The 15,436-nt window shown below is 51.0% G+C and carries 14 protein-coding genes; 3 read left to right on the plus strand and 11 right to left on the minus strand.

Features of this window, described 5'->3' with window-relative positions; all coding sequences use genetic code 11:
- Positions 1-172: 172 nt before the first annotated feature.
- The gene (locus A9B99_RS12055) at positions 173-1,363 is read left to right on the plus strand and encodes a BaiN/RdsA family NAD(P)/FAD-dependent oxidoreductase (RefSeq protein ID WP_064597787.1); all 1,191 of its coding nucleotides are present in this window, start codon (positions 173-175) and stop codon (positions 1,361-1,363) included.
- Here A9B99_RS12055 and A9B99_RS12060 read toward each other — a convergent pair.
- The 5 genes from A9B99_RS12060 to A9B99_RS12080 are packed head-to-tail and all read right to left on the minus strand — an operon-like array spanning position 1,360 to position 7,538.
- A complete protein-coding gene (locus A9B99_RS12060) occupies positions 1,360-3,447 on the minus strand; it encodes an FAD-dependent oxidoreductase (RefSeq protein WP_064597788.1) in 2,088 nt (695 codons plus the stop codon). The genes A9B99_RS12055 and A9B99_RS12060 overlap by 4 nt on opposite strands.
- Positions 3,448-3,455: 8 nt before the next feature.
- Positions 3,456-4,685 (minus strand): MFS transporter, encoded by a 1,230-nt coding sequence (locus A9B99_RS12065; RefSeq protein WP_082917866.1) that lies wholly within the window; start codon positions 4,683-4,685, stop codon positions 3,456-3,458.
- A 54-nt stretch (positions 4,686-4,739) separates the two neighbouring features.
- Positions 4,740-5,573: a sugar phosphate isomerase/epimerase family protein gene (locus A9B99_RS12070; RefSeq protein ID WP_064597793.1), complete on the minus strand. Its 834-nt coding sequence runs from the start codon at positions 5,571-5,573 to the stop codon at positions 4,740-4,742.
- A 9-nt stretch (positions 5,574-5,582) separates the two neighbouring features.
- On the minus strand, positions 5,583-6,734 hold the full coding sequence (locus A9B99_RS12075; RefSeq protein ID WP_064597795.1) for a Gfo/Idh/MocA family protein: 1,152 nt from the start codon (positions 6,732-6,734) through the stop codon (positions 5,583-5,585).
- 15 nt (positions 6,735-6,749) lie between these two features.
- On the minus strand, positions 6,750-7,538 hold the full coding sequence (locus A9B99_RS12080) for a 3-ketoacyl-ACP reductase (RefSeq protein WP_064597796.1): 789 nt from the start codon (positions 7,536-7,538) through the stop codon (positions 6,750-6,752).
- Between the two features lie 170 nt (positions 7,539-7,708).
- Between A9B99_RS12080 and A9B99_RS12085 the strand changes: the two genes are divergently transcribed.
- Positions 7,709-8,347, plus strand: coding sequence for a TetR/AcrR family transcriptional regulator (locus A9B99_RS12085; protein ID WP_231889175.1), 639 nt, complete (start codon positions 7,709-7,711; stop codon positions 8,345-8,347).
- A 44-nt stretch (positions 8,348-8,391) separates the two neighbouring features.
- Here the strand turns inward: A9B99_RS12085 and A9B99_RS12090 are convergent, their stop codons facing one another.
- The 5 genes from A9B99_RS12090 to A9B99_RS12110 form a co-directional block, all read right to left on the minus strand.
- The gene (locus A9B99_RS12090) at positions 8,392-10,686 is read right to left on the minus strand and encodes an autotransporter family protein (protein WP_064597800.1); all 2,295 of its coding nucleotides are present in this window, start codon (positions 10,684-10,686) and stop codon (positions 8,392-8,394) included.
- Positions 10,687-10,712: 26 nt separating this feature from the next.
- Positions 10,713-11,480, minus strand: coding sequence for an alpha/beta hydrolase (locus tag A9B99_RS12095; protein WP_197499271.1), 768 nt, complete (start codon positions 11,478-11,480; stop codon positions 10,713-10,715).
- 327 nt (positions 11,481-11,807) lie between these two features.
- Positions 11,808-12,260: a GNAT family N-acetyltransferase gene (locus tag A9B99_RS12100; RefSeq protein ID WP_064597802.1), complete on the minus strand. Its 453-nt coding sequence runs from the start codon at positions 12,258-12,260 to the stop codon at positions 11,808-11,810.
- On the minus strand, positions 12,257-12,994 hold the full coding sequence (locus tag A9B99_RS12105) for a GNAT family N-acetyltransferase (RefSeq protein ID WP_064597804.1): 738 nt from the start codon (positions 12,992-12,994) through the stop codon (positions 12,257-12,259). Before A9B99_RS12105 ends, A9B99_RS12100 begins: the two co-directional genes overlap by 4 nt.
- A gap of 63 nt (positions 12,995-13,057) precedes the next feature.
- A complete protein-coding gene (locus tag A9B99_RS12110) occupies positions 13,058-13,960 on the minus strand; it encodes a LysR family transcriptional regulator (RefSeq protein ID WP_064597806.1) in 903 nt (300 codons plus the stop codon).
- 96 nt (positions 13,961-14,056) lie between these two features.
- Between A9B99_RS12110 and A9B99_RS12115 the strand changes: the two genes are divergently transcribed.
- A complete protein-coding gene (locus tag A9B99_RS12115; RefSeq protein ID WP_064598065.1) occupies positions 14,057-14,590 on the plus strand; it encodes a GNAT family N-acetyltransferase in 534 nt (177 codons plus the stop codon).
- Here A9B99_RS12115 and A9B99_RS12120 read toward each other — a convergent pair.
- Positions 14,587-15,423, minus strand: coding sequence for a VOC family protein (locus A9B99_RS12120; RefSeq protein ID WP_064597808.1), 837 nt, complete (start codon positions 15,421-15,423; stop codon positions 14,587-14,589). The genes A9B99_RS12115 and A9B99_RS12120 overlap by 4 nt on opposite strands.
- Positions 15,424-15,436 lie beyond the last annotated feature (13 nt).

Here is a 15,436-nt window from a genome sequence, read left to right on the forward strand (position 1 = left end):
CGCCGGGGGCAAAGTGAAAATAGACTTTTTTTGATTTAAATTGCGTCGCTTTTCTTACTGATTGTCATTAATTTGTAATAATTCAATGGGATACCTGAAAGATTGGCTTTTGTGCTGGTGTGATTCACGGACTATCTTTACAATTCGCCGCCAGATAAAACAGGGGGAAAGTGTGGAACAATTCGATGTGGTGGTGATTGGCGCGGGTGCGGCCGGGTTATTTTGTGCGGCACAGGCCGGGCAGGCGGGTTTGCGCGTCATGGTACTGGACAACGGGAAAAAACCAGGCAGAAAAATTCTTATGTCTGGTGGTGGTCGTTGCAACTTTACTAACCTTTATATCGAACCTGCGGCCTATTTGAGCTCAAACCCTCATTTTTGCAAATCTGCCCTGGCACGCTATACCCAATGGGATTTTATCGACATGGTTTCCCGCCATGGTATTGCCTGGCATGAAAAAACACTGGGACAGTTGTTTTGTGATGATTCAGCAGAACAAATTGTCACCATGTTGATGGACGAGTGCCAGCAGGGTAACGTGACATTGCGGTTGCGTAGCGAAGTGTTAACTATTGAGCGCAATGAGCAGGGCTATACGTTGCAGCTTAATGGCGCGGAAATTCACGCTAACAAGCTGGTGATTGCCAGTGGCGGCTTGTCTATGCCCGGTCTGGGCGCCTCACCTTTTGGCTATAAAGTGGCTGAGCAGTTTGGCCTCCCCGTATTACCTACCCGGGCAGGCCTGGTACCATTCACGCTGCATAAACCCTTGCTGGAACAGTTGCAAACGTTGTCAGGTGTATCGCTACCCGCCATTGTCACCGCTCAGGATGGCACCCAATTTCGTGAAAATATTCTGTTCACACACCGTGGCATGTCTGGCCCGGCAGTACTGCAAATTTCCAGTTACTGGCGGGCAGGTGAGCCGGTTGTGGTTAACCTGGCTCCAGATGGTGGCGTGGATGCGTTACTGGACGAACAACGCCAGGCACACCCGAACCAGAGCCTGAAAAACACCCTGGCCTTGTTATTGCCTAAGCGGTTAATTGAGGTGCTGATGTCTCTGGGATTCGTGCCAGATGTCACTCTGAAACAGCTTAACGCTCGCCAGCAGGCTGACCTGGTTGCACGCCTGTCACAGTGGGAGGTGGTGCCAAATGGCACAGAAGGCTACCGCACTGCCGAAGTGACGCTTGGCGGTGTCGATACCCATGCGCTTTCTTCCCGGACCATGGAAGCCCGCACGGTGCCAGGGCTCTATTTTATTGGTGAAGTGGTTGATGTCACCGGCTGGCTGGGTGGTTACAACTTCCAGTGGGCCTGGAGCTCCGCCTGGGCGTGTGCTCAGGCGCTGGCTTCTTAATCGCCCGGTGGCGTTGGAGCATGGTGATAAATACTGCCCGTCAGAAAATCAGGCCAGTTTTTTTCAAAGAACAGAGTACTAAGGTCCTCCAGTGGTCGCAGACCCTGCACTCTTACCCTGAAGTCGCCATCTAACCAGCGCACAACCAATTGTTGTTGCCTGTGTTGCGGGTTTTCCGCTAAAAAACGGTAGGCCGTCAGTGCTCCAGTACGAGCTGAAGGGACTTGATCGCCGTCAGGGGAGCAAAGCACCCGTGCTCCACGGCTGCCACCACCCTGTTCAATATAGAAATTCAACGCGGTTAATAATGCTTCGCAAGCCAGAGCCATTTGCTGCCACTGGAAGCGCTGTGCGGTTTGGTTGGGATGTGTAATGGCGATGCCATGCTGAGTTATCTGTTCATTGAGACGCCTGGCCGCTGCCAGTGCTTCAGGAACCTGGTCTGTGTGGCAAATGAATCCGGCAACGTCGCTCATACGTTGTTGTATTTCTGTTTTAACGGCCTCAATAGTGGGGGCCTGCGACGTTGTGCTGTCACGCAGAATGGTATTGATGAGTGCCGACACTTCGTTGGTGAAGCAGGAATCCGTTTTATTCCGGCTTGTCGCCTTAATGTGTTTGGCACAACGTAATCCAAAAACCTGGCCTGCATTCAGTGCAGCTCCGCCCGGGCGCGTCACGCCATGTGTACCTGCCGCCTCGCCAATGGCATAACACCCGGATAAAGACGTTTGCCCCCAGGTATCGACAGCAATACCACCATTCATATGTTGGTGGTTAACGTTAAAAGCCAGTGGGTGCTTTGTCAGGTCATGACCATTGTGTTTGTACAATTCAATCGCCAGAGGGTTCATGTGTCGCAGGCGTTCGATGGGGAGTGCCAGGTTAGCGTCATTGTTTGTCAGGTACGCCCGGACATCGTCATCCAGGTCCTCCAGAGAGAAATCCGGCGAGCCTTCAACAGGTAACGGGTTACGATTAAAGTCCATAAAGATGGTGTTGCCCTGTTGTGCTTCACTGTAAATTGCCAGATCAACCAGGCTGGAACCGAAATCCAGCATCCGGCTGGCGTGAACCGGCCATTGGTAGCCTTTACGGAAAATATTGGAAGCGAGTTCCCTGGTGGTGCGGTAATAGCGTGCAAGAAAGTTATGTTCCTGGCCCTGAGTATCTACGGAATAGATGTAGGGCATGCTTTGCATATAGGTGCCAGATAAGTTCCAGGGGAATTCATCACGGCGTGTCCCGATACCAAATTGATGCTCGGTGAGATTGACGGTTTCCAGCCCGGTAGCCAGTGCTAACCCCAGGGACCCAAAACAGCGCTTCGGATAAACACTGTCACGAAATAGTTCACCAGGCCCTCCAGCCGCAAGAACCACGGCACTGGCGCGTATTACACATAGTCCCCATGGGTTGTCCGGGCAACGCGCCCCTTTTACTATGGCGACAGCGCCCACAATATGGCGGGATGCTCCTTCGCCTTCCGTCAGCAAGCGTATAACGGTTGCATGGTCGATAAAGAGGGTATTGAGTAAGATAGCCTCTTCTGCTAATACCTTGACCATCAACCGTGAAGTACGTGGCCCGCAGCTGGTGGCACGGCCAGCTTCGTCGTGATCTGTCTGGTAGCGTAAAACGGCACCGTAACGGTCTTCCGGTAATGGTAACCCAATGCTTTTCAAACCAATAAATGCTTCGATGGAACCAACCGCTTCGACATAAGCGGTATCTGCATCCATTGCACCACCCGCTCCTAACGCTCCCGCCAGCTTAACAAAGTCATCACCATGAAAACTGGTGGATGCCGTGTGCAGTGTCTGCTTATCTGAGCCCGAGCAGGCAGACGTTCCCCAAAACAAGGTTTGTGTGGCGACAACAACATCTGTTTTTCTGCGACGCAGTTCAACGGCGGCACGCAGGCCAGCCGCGCCACTGCCGATAACCAACGCCTCATGGCTATAAAGAGGAATGGAATAACCAGCAATATCCAGTGTGAGTGACGGGTTTGCTGCAGCCACATGCCGTGGCATCGTGACATCCGTTAAAGGTGTCAGGATGGATTGAGAGAGGGTCGTTGCCATATTTGCCTCTACTGTTTACTGGGGCTCAGACCAGGCTCTGCCGGGCTGGAATAAGCAGCCGGGGATTTTTGTACACCAAGCAACATGAGGGAGCTGAATACCATGACACAGGCAGCAACCCACCATACAGTACTTAAGGAATAGATATCAGCGAAGTACCCGGCTAACACAGGGGAAATACCACCGGCTGCCATGCCTATATTCATGACAAAGCCAATAGCCGAACCGCGTAATGCCTGCGGAACCAACTCAGCGGTAAAGGAAATCACCAGTGGCGTAACTGGGTAGCCTAAGAAGCCAAGCAAGAGAATGACTACTATCACGGCATATACAGGCATATTTAGCACCATTGCCGCCATGAGCAGGCTACTCAGTAAGGTGATACCAATCAGGATAGCGCGTTTACGGTTGAAGTTGCCTTTATCGCACAGGCGACCTGTCACAAGTCCCCCCAGGGCACCAGCAAGACCCAGCAGGCTGGCAATAGTGCCTGCGACACTTATCGATAAGTGCTTAACATTCATTAAAAATGTTGGTGCCCACAGCAGGACAATCCACCAGCCACTGAGTAACAGGAAGTAGTACAGTGCCATCAGTAAAACGGAAGGGTTGCGGAACAGCTGTTTGAGTGGCAACGACGCTCTATGTGCCTGGTGCGTTTTTTTCTCTGTCGGTTTTGGTTTTACCAATATGGCATAGGCCAGAGCGACCAGCAAACCCATGCCGCCCGCCACATAAAAAACCACTCGCCAGCCGAAGACAGGGCCAAGCATGGCGCCAAGCCAGGTACCCAAAAAACCGCCAATCGGGTAGCCCATCCAGTAGAGAGACATGACTGTGGTGCGTTGTTTCTCTGTGGTTACATTGGCCACTTCCAGAGAGGCGGCAGGCCAAAAGACACCTTCGCCTATCCCGGTCATCACCCGGTAAAAGAGGAGTGATGTCAGGCTACCTGCTATTCCGGTGCTCATCGTGGCAAGAGAGAAAATGACTAACCCCAGAATAAGAACCGGTTTGCCGCTGAGTTTGTCGGCGATAATGCCAGAAATAAACAAGAAGCCGATGAAGCCATAAAAAAAGGAGCTCATCAGAAAACCTGATTGTGCACGATCCAGATGAAAATCACTGGCCATAAGGCTGATGGCTGACGAAACTGTCATGCGATCAACGGAGTACATCATGTATCCCAGCCCACATAACACGGACACCAGGATCATTCTTTTTGTATCTGTGTGCATAATGCCCTCGACATATCGGATGTGACGAGAAATCAGATACCGCAAAAACTCTGATTAACAGTATTGCTGATGACGCTCCTTGCAGGTGGATAAGACGTCGTTAGGTTCCTGTTGCCACCAGTTCAGTTCCGAGAAAATTTCAACTTCATGTGCCCCCTGATAGCCCAGTGACTCAACGGCGAGACGGGCGCTACGAATATCGATAACACCATCTCCCATCATTCCCCGGTCAGAGAGCAAATCACGGGTTGGCACCAGCCAGTCGCAAATGTGGAATGCCAGAATGCGGTTACGCCCAGCACGTTCCAGTTGTGGGAAGAGCTTCGGATCCCACCAGGTGTGGTAGAGGTCAACGGCAATGCCCAGCCCTTTATCGCCCAGTTCATCGCACAAATCGTTAGCCTGCTCCAGCGTGTTCACACATGCGCGGTCGGCAGCATACATTGGGTGTAATGGTTCAATCGCCAATGGCATACCAACGTTACGTGAGTAATCAAGTAACCGGGATAGCCCGTCTTTGACTTGCTGACGGGCACCCGCGATATCTTTTGATGACCCGGGCAGGCCTCCCACGACCAGTACCAGGCAGGCTGCACCCAGCGCCAGCGCTTCATCCACTGCCCTGCGGTTATCATCACTCGCTACCTGTCTGGTAGCGTCATCGACACCCGGAAACATGCCGCCGCGACAGTAGCCGCTGACGGTTAACGCATTGCTACGGATTAACCGGGCTGTTTTCTCCAGCCCCAGCGCCTGTACTTGATCCCGCCATGGCGAGATCCCGCAGATCCCGTGGCGGGCACAACCATCAATTATTTTATCGAGTGTCCACTGTTTACGTACGGTTGCGGTATTAATGGAAAGCCGCCGTGGATCCGGGTGTTGCATATGCGCTCCTTATTTGATCAAAGACGGAACATCCAACCAGCGGCGTTCGCGCCAGCTTTGCAAAGCCAGTTCTACGAGTTGTACGCCTTTGGCGCCCTCAAGCAGATTCCAACGAAAATCGCTTTCACCGTGGACATGGCGTAAAAAACCTTCCCACTGCACTTTGAACGCGTTGTCATAGGTTGTGGTATCCGGTACCGGAACCCAGTCTTTGAAAAAGTCATGAGTCTGGCGCTCATCAGGATTCCAGACAGGTTTGGGGGTATTAACTCTGGCCTGGGTAAGGCAATCGGTCAGTCCGGCTACAGCGGAACCATTGACGCCATCGACCTGGAATGTCACCAGGTCGTCACGACGAACCCGCACACACCAGGAGCTGTTGATTTGTACGATGGTGCCATTATGCAGTTCGAAAGTGGCATACGCGGCATCATCTGCGGTTGCGGCGTAAGGATTACCTTGTTCATCGACACGTTGTGGGATATGGGTGGCACCAAGGCAACTAATACTCTTGATTTCGCCGAATAAATTGTCGATGACATAACGCCAGTGGCAGATCATGTCGAGAATGATGCCGCCACCCTCTTCCTGACGGTAGTTCCAGGATGGACGCTGCGCTGGCTGTAAATCACCTTCGAAGACCCAGTAGCCAAATTCACCTCGTACAGAAAGAACTTTGCCAAAAAAGCCAGACTCATTGAGAAGCTGTAATTTACGTAATCCGGGTAGCCATAATTTGTCCTGCACCACACCGTGGCAAACACCCTGTTGTTCTGCGTAGTGATAGAGTTCCATGGCTTCAGACAAACTCACCGCAACAGGTTTCTCACAATAAATATGTTTGCCTGCGGCAATCGCTTTTTTCAGTAAAGTGGGGCGTGCCTGAGTCGTTGCTGCATCAAAAAAGATAGTGTCGTTAGGATTTGCCAGTGCTGCGTCGAGGTCGGTTCCCCAACGTGCAATACCTGTTTCTTTAGCCAGAGCTGCGATTTTTTCTTCATTACGCCCAATCAAAATTGGGTCGGGCATCAGGTAATCGCCATTTGCCAGAGCAACGCCACCCTGATTACGGATAGCAACAATTGAACGAATCAAATGCTGATTTTTCCCCATACGGCCGGTGACGCCGTGCATGATAATGCCAAGAGAAATAGTGGCCATTGAAGTACCTCGTCTTCAAAAGTGGGATTTGTTCAGGCCACCATCAAGTTCGATGATCTGGCCAACAGTGAAAGGCAATTTACCGCTCGCCAGCGCATCAATAGCGACAGCGATGTCATCAGGTCGTCCCCAGCGTTTCATGGGAACTAACCCTTCTTCAATAAGCTGCGTATATTGGGGTTTAACGGTGCTGGTCATGTCTGTTGCGATAATGCCAGGTCGAACCTCATACACGCCAATACCGGATTCAGCGAGGCGCATGGCAAAAAGTTGTGTGACCATACTGGCAGCTGCTTTAGAGACGCAGTATTCACCACGAGAAATATTCAGGCTTTGGGCACTACAGGAAGTGACATTAATAATGGCGCGATGCTGATTACCTAATTGCCCTTGTTCAAGCATGATTTTTGCGCTTTTTTGGCAGAAGAAGAACATGGCGCGTGTATTTATATCCTGGCAATATTGATAATTCTCAGGCGTCACATCCAGTAAATCGCCGCGTTGTCTGGCTGCTGTTCCGGCATTGTTAACAACGCAATCAAGCCGCCCCCAGCGCGCGACCACAGCTTCCAGCATGGCAGACTGGCTCTCCAGTGCGGCAATATCACCGGGTACGGCCATGGCTTCTACGCCAAGGGTTTGGATCTGTGCAGCTATTACTTCTTGCCGTGTACGGCTTTCTTCGGTGTCGCGCCCATTGATGGCAACATTAAATCCGCTTTGTGCCAGTTGATATGCGCAGGCCTTGCCAATTCCACGCGTAGAACCGGTAACGAAAGCCACCGGACGTTGTGCACAAGTCATAATGCTGCTCCTTTTTTAATTTCAACCAACCAGTTGATTTAATATAAACAGTATAGGAAGGCGTAAAAAAGAAAAGGATGATCGACTTCTCAGATTCAACTAATTGGTTAATAATGATTGCAGTAAATTTAATTGAATGATTTTACGGGGGAAAAATGGTTAAGGAGAGTGTGTCTAAACGCCGGCATGATCCCGAACTGACTCAAAGACTGATCCTTAGTGCAGCTAAAACAGTCTTTGCAGATAAAGGATTTGATGGGGCCCGGGTAGACCAAATTGCCGCACTTGCTCAAGTGAATAAGCAACTGATTTATTATTATTTTGACAATAAAGATATGCTGTTCTCAAAGGTACTGGAAGCGGCATATCTGGACATTCGTACCAAAGAGGCTGCGCTTGATCTGGACGCATTACCTGCGCGCGATGCTGTATTAAGGCTGGTGGAGTTTACCTGGCATTATTATCTGGAAAATCCGGAGTTTATTCGCTTACTAAACAGTGAAAACCAATTACAGGCTCGTCACCTTAAAGCGTTGGATACTATTGTGCCCATTAACCGTAGCTGGTTGAGTATTACTGAAACTATCCTGTTGCGTGGTCAGCAAGATGGCAGTATTCGGCCTGGTATTGATGCGATGCAATTAAATATCAGTATCTCTGCTCTGGGTTTTTTCTACCTGATAAATCAATCAACGCTGTCGATTCTGTATCAAAAAGATTTAAAACAGGTCGCTGAGCTGGAGCAACGCCTGGTTGTTATGAAAGACACCATCTCATGCTGGCTTGCGCCACAGACGCCACCGGGGTGAACAGCCTGGTGTCATGTGCTGACACCAGGCCGGGTGCGTATTAATCAGAACAGCTGTTTGAACCGTAAGCTGACTGACTGGTTTGAATAGTGCGGTGCTGCACTAATATCGTAGTAGGCAGTAATGCTGGAGGTGCCAGAGTGAACCAGGGTAGCCCCAACGCTGAAATCACCGGTGTCTTTTTCTGGCGATGCGCCGCGGGTGGTAAATCCAGTTTCATCGATGGCCGCCGCATAGCTGGAGGAAATCTTCATCGGCTGGTTGTCATACTGGTGATACCAGAGCATTTGTAAGTAAGGTGTCAGCTCACCCACTGGTGTTGACGTGGTGACCTCAAATTTGGCACCAAGCCCGGACTTAATGGCATCTGAGTGGGCGGCATCTACCCGTAATGCAGCGCCATTACCGTTCGACTCGGTATAGCCATTTTGCTGCATAAAGCTATAGCTGAGATTGGCTAATGGCGTCACAGTGAATGCCTGAGTGACAGCTAAAGGGTAACCAAATTCGGCTTTTACCGCATACTGCTGTCCATCAAACTTGCCGTTGGCAATACCAGAATACCCGGTGAAATCTACGCTACGTTGTGTGTTGAAACGCTGAGTTGCAGCGGTTGCATACAGGTTTGTATACCAGTCCGGCGCGAGGTAACTGGCATAAGCCGTTAACCCCCAGGAATTTACATAGGCATTTGAACCGTTAAAGCTACTGTTGCCTTTAATATTGGTTGAGGTGTAGCTGAGCGCGCCACCTAAACGCCAGTTATCATTTATCGCGCGGTCGGCACCCAAAACCAGTCCACCATAAGTTGCCTTATAGCCGGACATTTCACTGGTGTTGCCCTGGTTGGCGCGCCCACCAAAAGTTTGCCCCCATACCGCGTTATTGAGTGATTCATCCCCGGCAGCAATACCACTTTGCCTGTTACGCCAGGCAAACTGCGTCGTGCTGATTCTTGAACCAATCACATTCAGCATGTCAAAAGTCGCGGTACTCGCCGCATTTGCTGCACTGGCATTCATGCCCGGAGAAAGCTGTTCTCCCACTCTATTGGCTTCACCAACAGAATTAATCGCTAACGAAGCATTGTATAAATTCAACAACCCTGCATTTGAAACACCAGTATAATTTTGCAGGCCATTTAAGGATGAAATGGCATTACCAATAGTGGGTTCCCAGGACGGCGTTGTCGGTGTCGTTGGGGTCGTTGGTGAGGTTGTTTGTGCCGCAGATAAATTCAGCACCAGCAATGCATCCCCTGAGCTGGCGTCTGTTGCTGCGCTGCCTTTTACGGTACCTGTAAAGCCTGATGCGTTATAATTCAGGGCTCCGGCATTGTATTGTGTGTTGGCTGCGTCTGAAGCATCGATAACCACATAACGCTGGCCTGCCGCAAACGCGTAACCCTGGCTGACCAGGTTGACAGATGATCCCGATGCCAGCGTAGCTGCCCCATTGACAATCAACCGGCCATACCCGGAATCGGAAGACAGGCTACCTGTAGTAACGGCATCACTGGCAACATTGAAATTCAGGGATGAACTGGCAGACTGGGTGTAGTTTCCAGTAATGGTGATGGGGTTGGAAATGTACAGATTAGCGCCGGTGTTCTTAAAAGAGCCCGATGAAAGCGTGACATTATCATTCAGCAGCATATTCCCGGAGCTGAGGGTCAAATCGCCGCTGGACAAATTAATCGCGCCAATTACGGGTGTGGATTCATCTGCAGTATAGCCAGTCAGCGTGCCGATGGTGCTGCCCGTGCCGCCAATAAAATCCAGACTACCTGATGAAGTGATATCGCCCTTAATCGTCCCGGTATTGGTGATGCTGCCAATCGTACCCGAATTATTCAGTACATTGGATGATGTGGTGCCAGCACTGAGTGTGCCTGAGTTGTTGATACTGTTGATGGTGCCATTGTTCAGGATAGTGTAACCCCATCCTGCGCTTATTGTTCCACTGTTATTCAACGCATCAATAGTACCCGTATTATAGAGGGCATAAGCGCGGTCAGAACTTATGGTCCCGAGATTATTGATAGTTCCAATATTTCCGCTTGAGCGGATACCGTAGTACCCGGCTCCCAGAAGGTTATTGTTGGTAATAGTGGTGATGGTACCGTTATTGTAGATTCCGTCGTTGGCTCCAGCAATTACACCGGTATCCGTCACTGTAATTGAGGTGTAGCTTTCACCGGATGAAACCTGAATATCACTGGATGTGTTTGAGATAACCAGTGTGTCGGTTGTCGCACCAGCAGAGCCAGCTACTGTCATGGCCGACAGCCCAGAAGCAATGGCCACTATCAGTGGTTTTACTTTAAATAACTTGTTCATACTTTACCCTGCTGATCTTATTCTGTTTATTTACCTCCCTTGCCACATTCAGGTTTCTGTTTGAGCAAGTGGAGCCACTGCGTTTCCCAGGGACCCTGATGCGTCATTCCGGGAACAAGAACAACGCGCGCACAACTATTACCCGTGTGCCGGATAAAGCGTAGAGCAACCTCTGGAGTAATCAATGTATCATGTGCACCACTAAAATGAATTTGAGGAATAAGCGCCAATTTATTCGCTTTATTGATGGGATTAAGCGAATCGGGCATCGGCGAAACATGGTGTAATTGGTTCACATATTCAATATCAAGATAACCCGCCACTGTGCGCAGGGATAATATATCTTTACGTTGTGCAGCTAATAATGCGGCAACCGCGCCGCCCCCAGAATAACCCACTAATTGAATTTTAGTTGCTGAGGTACTTTGTTTAATCTTGTCAATTGCTGCGGACATAGCGTTAATCACCTCTGCAGAGAATCGCCGGTTTGTCCAGTAAGGCACCTGGCAGGCGGGGTTGCTGCCCACACCAATGTACTGGCAGGGCCGGGCGATATACACCACATTACTTCCGGGATCCAGTGCCGCCAGCCGCAGTGCGACAGGATTTTTCGGCGTTGGGTCAGATGAGGGCTGGTAGCGTGAAATCCATGCCAGACCATCGCCTTCAATATAAATAGTAAGTGGTTGTGATGGTGCATTTATGCGTTGCCAGGTAAGAAAATTAAACTCAGGCGTCTCAATGATTTGTTCTGATAAATGTCCTTGTTTTGCTATATCCTGTGCAGTAGTCATTCGATTGGCAACACATCCGGTTGTCAATAATATAAAAAATACAATAAACAAACGTGTAATGGATATTGTAGTTTTAATAAAATACAGTTTTATTATCTTTGTAGTAATCATGAGTACTGCTCTGTGAAATGCATTAATGAAATTAGCCGGGAATGAAAAATAATTCTTTATCTTTCAGTTGTGCTAATGATGTTGAAATGATGCTTAACTAAGTGTTATCCGCTAAACCAGGTAATGCTAAAACATTTCCCGGAAAATTGAATCCTGAAAACCTGGCCTGCTAAAAACAATGCCAGGTTTGCATGCAGAAAACCACCCTATCAGGTATCAAGTATTTGTACCAATAGCTAACCGGTAACGCACATAATCATCGGCCTGAGTGAACTTGTCATACAATGCCCGGGCCGGGTTGCCTTCCCGGGTATGCCAGTAGAGCCTGGACCAGTTGTTTTGCTCAGCCAGATGGATAAGATCCTCGATCAGCGCCTGTCCCAGGCCCTGCCCGCGTACAGCAGGGTCAACAAATAAATCTTCGAGGTAACACACCGGGGTGGTGACCCATGAGCCTTCATGGAGCACATACAGGCTAAAACCAGCAACCTGTTCATTAAAAACTGCCAGCCGAATTCCGAATGGGGCTGCCGGGTCCAGAGCGCGTTGCCAGGTGTGGCGGGTAACCTGTTCAGGGATGTCACTGCCATAAAAGGTGGTGTAACCCTGCCATAAAACACGCCAGGCGGCTTCATCGTCCGGGCGGATGTCCCGAATTGTAGTGGTCACTTTTGTTGCTCCTGTGGGTTTTGCTGCCGGGCACGCAATACGCTCAGTGCCTGGCGTTGTTTCCCATGCTCATCAAAGTTACCCGGTGATAACCAGGCGCTCAGGGCATCACGAACTTGCGGCCACTCGCTATCAAGCAGCGAAAACCAGGCGGTATCCCGGTTGCGCCCTTTATAGACAATGGCCTGGCGGAAAATACCTTCAAAAGTGAAACCCAGCCGTTCCGCTGCCCGGCGGGAGGGGGCATTCAGGGAATCACACTTCCATTCATAGCGCCGGTAACCCAGCGTATCGAACACGTAATGCATCAGTAGCGCATGGGCTTCTGTAGCGGCGGTGGTATGTTGCAGGCGCGGTGAAAAAATAACGGAACCCACTTCGATAACGCCATTTTTCGGGTCGTGGCGCATTAACGCCAGGCTTCCCGTTGCTTCACCACTTGCGTTGTCAATCACCGCATAGTGCAGAGGATCCCGGCTTTCGGCAGCCTGAATAATAAATTGGTTAAATGAGGCGAAGTCTGCGAATGGCCCGGCGGGTAACCAGGTCCAGCCCCGGTCATCTTCTGCCTGAAGCCATGCGGCATAGAGTTGCTTACTGTGGCTCGCCGCATTCAGTGGGACCAGGTGGCAGTAATGGCCCTGCAGATTACAGTGTTGCGGTAACGGGCAGCCTTGCCAGCCAGTGAGTGGTGCGCCAACAGGTTGATTAAATTCATTAAGCAGCACAGTCATATTCAGCTTCAGTCCGGGGAACATTAAGCATAACCTAACGTGGTCATGCCCGGTTGTGAAGCTCTACACCGGGTTAACCGGCAGGACAGCGTTTTTTAGTGCGCTGAGCAGTGCATTCATACCGTGGTTCAGGGGCTTATCCTGGCGTAAGGCCAGCGCCAGCGTGCGCGAAAGCCGGGGCGTTAACGGCTGGCTGGTGATGCCGGGTTCTGGCTGAGTGATGGCCATCGCGGGAACAATGCTGTAACCCATACCAGCGCGCACCAGGCTTTTTATGGCCTCGATACTGCCTAATTCCATCACCGGCTGTAACCCGAAGCCTGCTTCGGAGAACCAGCCATCAATGCATTTGCGGGTACTGCTGCCTGGCTCGAAGATAATCAGTGGGTGTTGGCTCAGTGTTTCGGGCGTTAGCGGGGAAAGTACCCTGTCCCGAGCCTCTTCCGACGGGCCAATAGCGAAGAATTCATCGTCACATAATGGGGTCAGCGCTATGTTGCGGCTGTCGGCAGGGAGCGTCACTAATCCGGCATCCAGCCGGTTTTCTTCTACGGCGCGGATAATCTCCTGCGTATTACCGGTGCGGATACTGACGGTGAGTTGCGGGTGAGACTGGCGAAGTGCCTGCAGCACTGGCGGCATCAGGTGAATACAGGCGGTAGCCCCCATGCCCAGAGAGACAATGCCACGGGCAATACCACTACAATTGGCAACCTGAGCCTGAATATCGGCAACGATATGTTCCAGTTGTGGTGATAGCTCCAGTAAGACCTGGCCCGCGGGCGTAGGCTTCATACCTCTGGCAGTACGTTCAAGCAGGCGCGTGGCAAACCATTGCTCCAGTTGGCGAATTTGCTGGCTTACCGCAGGTTGAGACAACCCCAGAAGGTTGGCGGCTGAGGAAAAACTGCCGTAGCGGGCCACCAGGCAAAATGTATGCAGATGATCCAGATTAAGGGCGGTCATCAAAGGCTTCCTTATAGCGTGCATAAGCAATACAGGCTGTCTGGAATACCCGAAACATGGCACTCTGAAGGCCTGCATAATCCCTGTGAGCAAAACATGAAAATAATTCCCGCACAACAGCAACATGTTGCGCAAATTTGTGCAATTTACGCCTGGCATGTTGAACATGGTATCGCTTCATTTGAAACAACGCCGCCGGATGTTGCTGAAATGGCGGGCAGGCTGGCAAAAGTGCAGTCTCACGGTACACCCTGGCTGGTGGCACTGGAAGGTGAACAGGTGCTGGGTTATTGCTACCTGGCGCCATATCGCCCGCGCCACGCTTACCGTTTTACCCTGGAAGATTCTGTTTATATTCATCACCAACATGGTGGGCAGGGGCTTGGACGAGCGTTGTTATCTCATGCCATTAGCCTGGTAGAGCAGGCAGGTTACCGGCAGTTACTGGCGGTGATTGGTAATAGCGAAAATCAGGCATCTTTGCGCCTGCATCAGAGCCTGGGGTTTAACCTAGTTGGGACGCTGCAATCGGTAGGCTTTAAACATGGGCGCTGGGTAGATACCGTGTTAATGCAGCGCACACTGGGCGACGGTGCAACACTACCGCCCAGTGAAGCCACCAGGATTTAGAGATGGAAACGCATCGCCAGCCATTGCGCCTGCTGCTGCGTTACCAGCAGTGCGTTATCCTGCTCCTGCCACTGTATATCGCCCTGGGTAAGGCACTGCCTGAGTTGGTTCAATGAGGCAACCTGGAAACACAGCGCCACCATTTTAGCGGGGGCATTTTGCCCGGCTGGCGGCAGCGCAAATTCCCGGCCAGCCTGGTCATGGCTGATAACCCGCAGGCGGCAGGTGCCCGAATCAAGAACATAGCCACCCTGCGCATCCATACGAGGCACACAGTTAAACAACTGGCGGTATAACGCCAACGTTTGTACTGGCTGAGGTGCGGCAATCACAAACGCGGTCAGTGACTGCACCGTGTTTGGGTGAACCTGCCATGCGGGTTGCCACACGGCTTCAGGTGTTTGCTGTTCGCAGAAAAAACTGAAGCCATAATCCAGTGCACTGCCACGAATCCGGGTGATACAGAAGCGCGCTTCGGTGGTACTGCCGTCGGGCAGGGTAACTGGCCGGGAAAATGCTGTAGGAGGCTCTCCCTCCAGCCCGCATTGCTGCAAATGTTGCCATACGGCGTGGGCATCTGCCGTTTTCCAGACAAGGCCAGCAAGACCCGGAGCAACTTGCCACAAACCGCGCGACGAAGTTTGCCTGTCAGCTTCATAACCCAGCAGCTCCAGGTAGTTATCTTTGAAGATAGCCAGGTGGTTGCTGGAGCCCATAGAGTGATGGCCACGCTCACTGAGCTGGAAGCCCATCCGTTGAAACAAGTGTTGTGCCTGATTCAGTTCGTCATCGACATTGATTACTGCGTGGTCGATAACCGGGGTAATCGGCATGATGTATTCCTTC

Source organism: Mangrovibacter phragmitis, assembly GCF_001655675.1.
Taxonomy (GTDB): Bacteria; Pseudomonadota; Gammaproteobacteria; order Enterobacterales; family Enterobacteriaceae; genus Mangrovibacter; species Mangrovibacter phragmitis.

What these genes read in the sequence shown, in the direction of transcription:
- A9B99_RS12120 (WP_064597808.1), bottom strand. Translation starts at nt 15,423, where the DNA reads ATGCCGATTACCCCGGTTATCGACCACGCAGTAATCAATGTCGATGAC.
- A9B99_RS12060 (WP_064597788.1), bottom strand. Translation starts at nt 3,447, where the DNA reads ATGGCAACGACCCTCTCTCAATCCATCCTGACACCTTTAACGGATGTC.
- A9B99_RS12070 (WP_064597793.1), bottom strand. Translation starts at nt 5,573, where the DNA reads ATGCAACACCCGGATCCACGGCGGCTTTCCATTAATACCGCAACCGTA.
- A9B99_RS12095 (WP_197499271.1), bottom strand. Translation starts at nt 11,480, where the DNA reads ATGACTACTGCACAGGATATAGCAAAACAAGGACATTTATCAGAACAA.
- A9B99_RS12110 (WP_064597806.1), bottom strand. Translation starts at nt 13,960, where the DNA reads ATGACCGCCCTTAATCTGGATCATCTGCATACATTTTGCCTGGTGGCC.
- A9B99_RS12075 (WP_064597795.1), bottom strand. Translation starts at nt 6,734, where the DNA reads ATGGCCACTATTTCTCTTGGCATTATCATGCACGGCGTCACCGGCCGT.
- A9B99_RS12080 (WP_064597796.1), bottom strand. Translation starts at nt 7,538, where the DNA reads ATGACTTGTGCACAACGTCCGGTGGCTTTCGTTACCGGTTCTACGCGT.
- A9B99_RS12105 (WP_064597804.1), bottom strand. Translation starts at nt 12,994, where the DNA reads ATGACTGTGCTGCTTAATGAATTTAATCAACCTGTTGGCGCACCACTC.
- A9B99_RS12090 (WP_064597800.1), bottom strand. Translation starts at nt 10,686, where the DNA reads ATGAACAAGTTATTTAAAGTAAAACCACTGATAGTGGCCATTGCTTCT.
- A9B99_RS12115 (WP_064598065.1), top strand. Translation starts at nt 14,057, where the DNA reads ATGAAAATAATTCCCGCACAACAGCAACATGTTGCGCAAATTTGTGCA.
- A9B99_RS12065 (WP_082917866.1), bottom strand. Translation starts at nt 4,685, where the DNA reads ATGCACACAGATACAAAAAGAATGATCCTGGTGTCCGTGTTATGTGGG.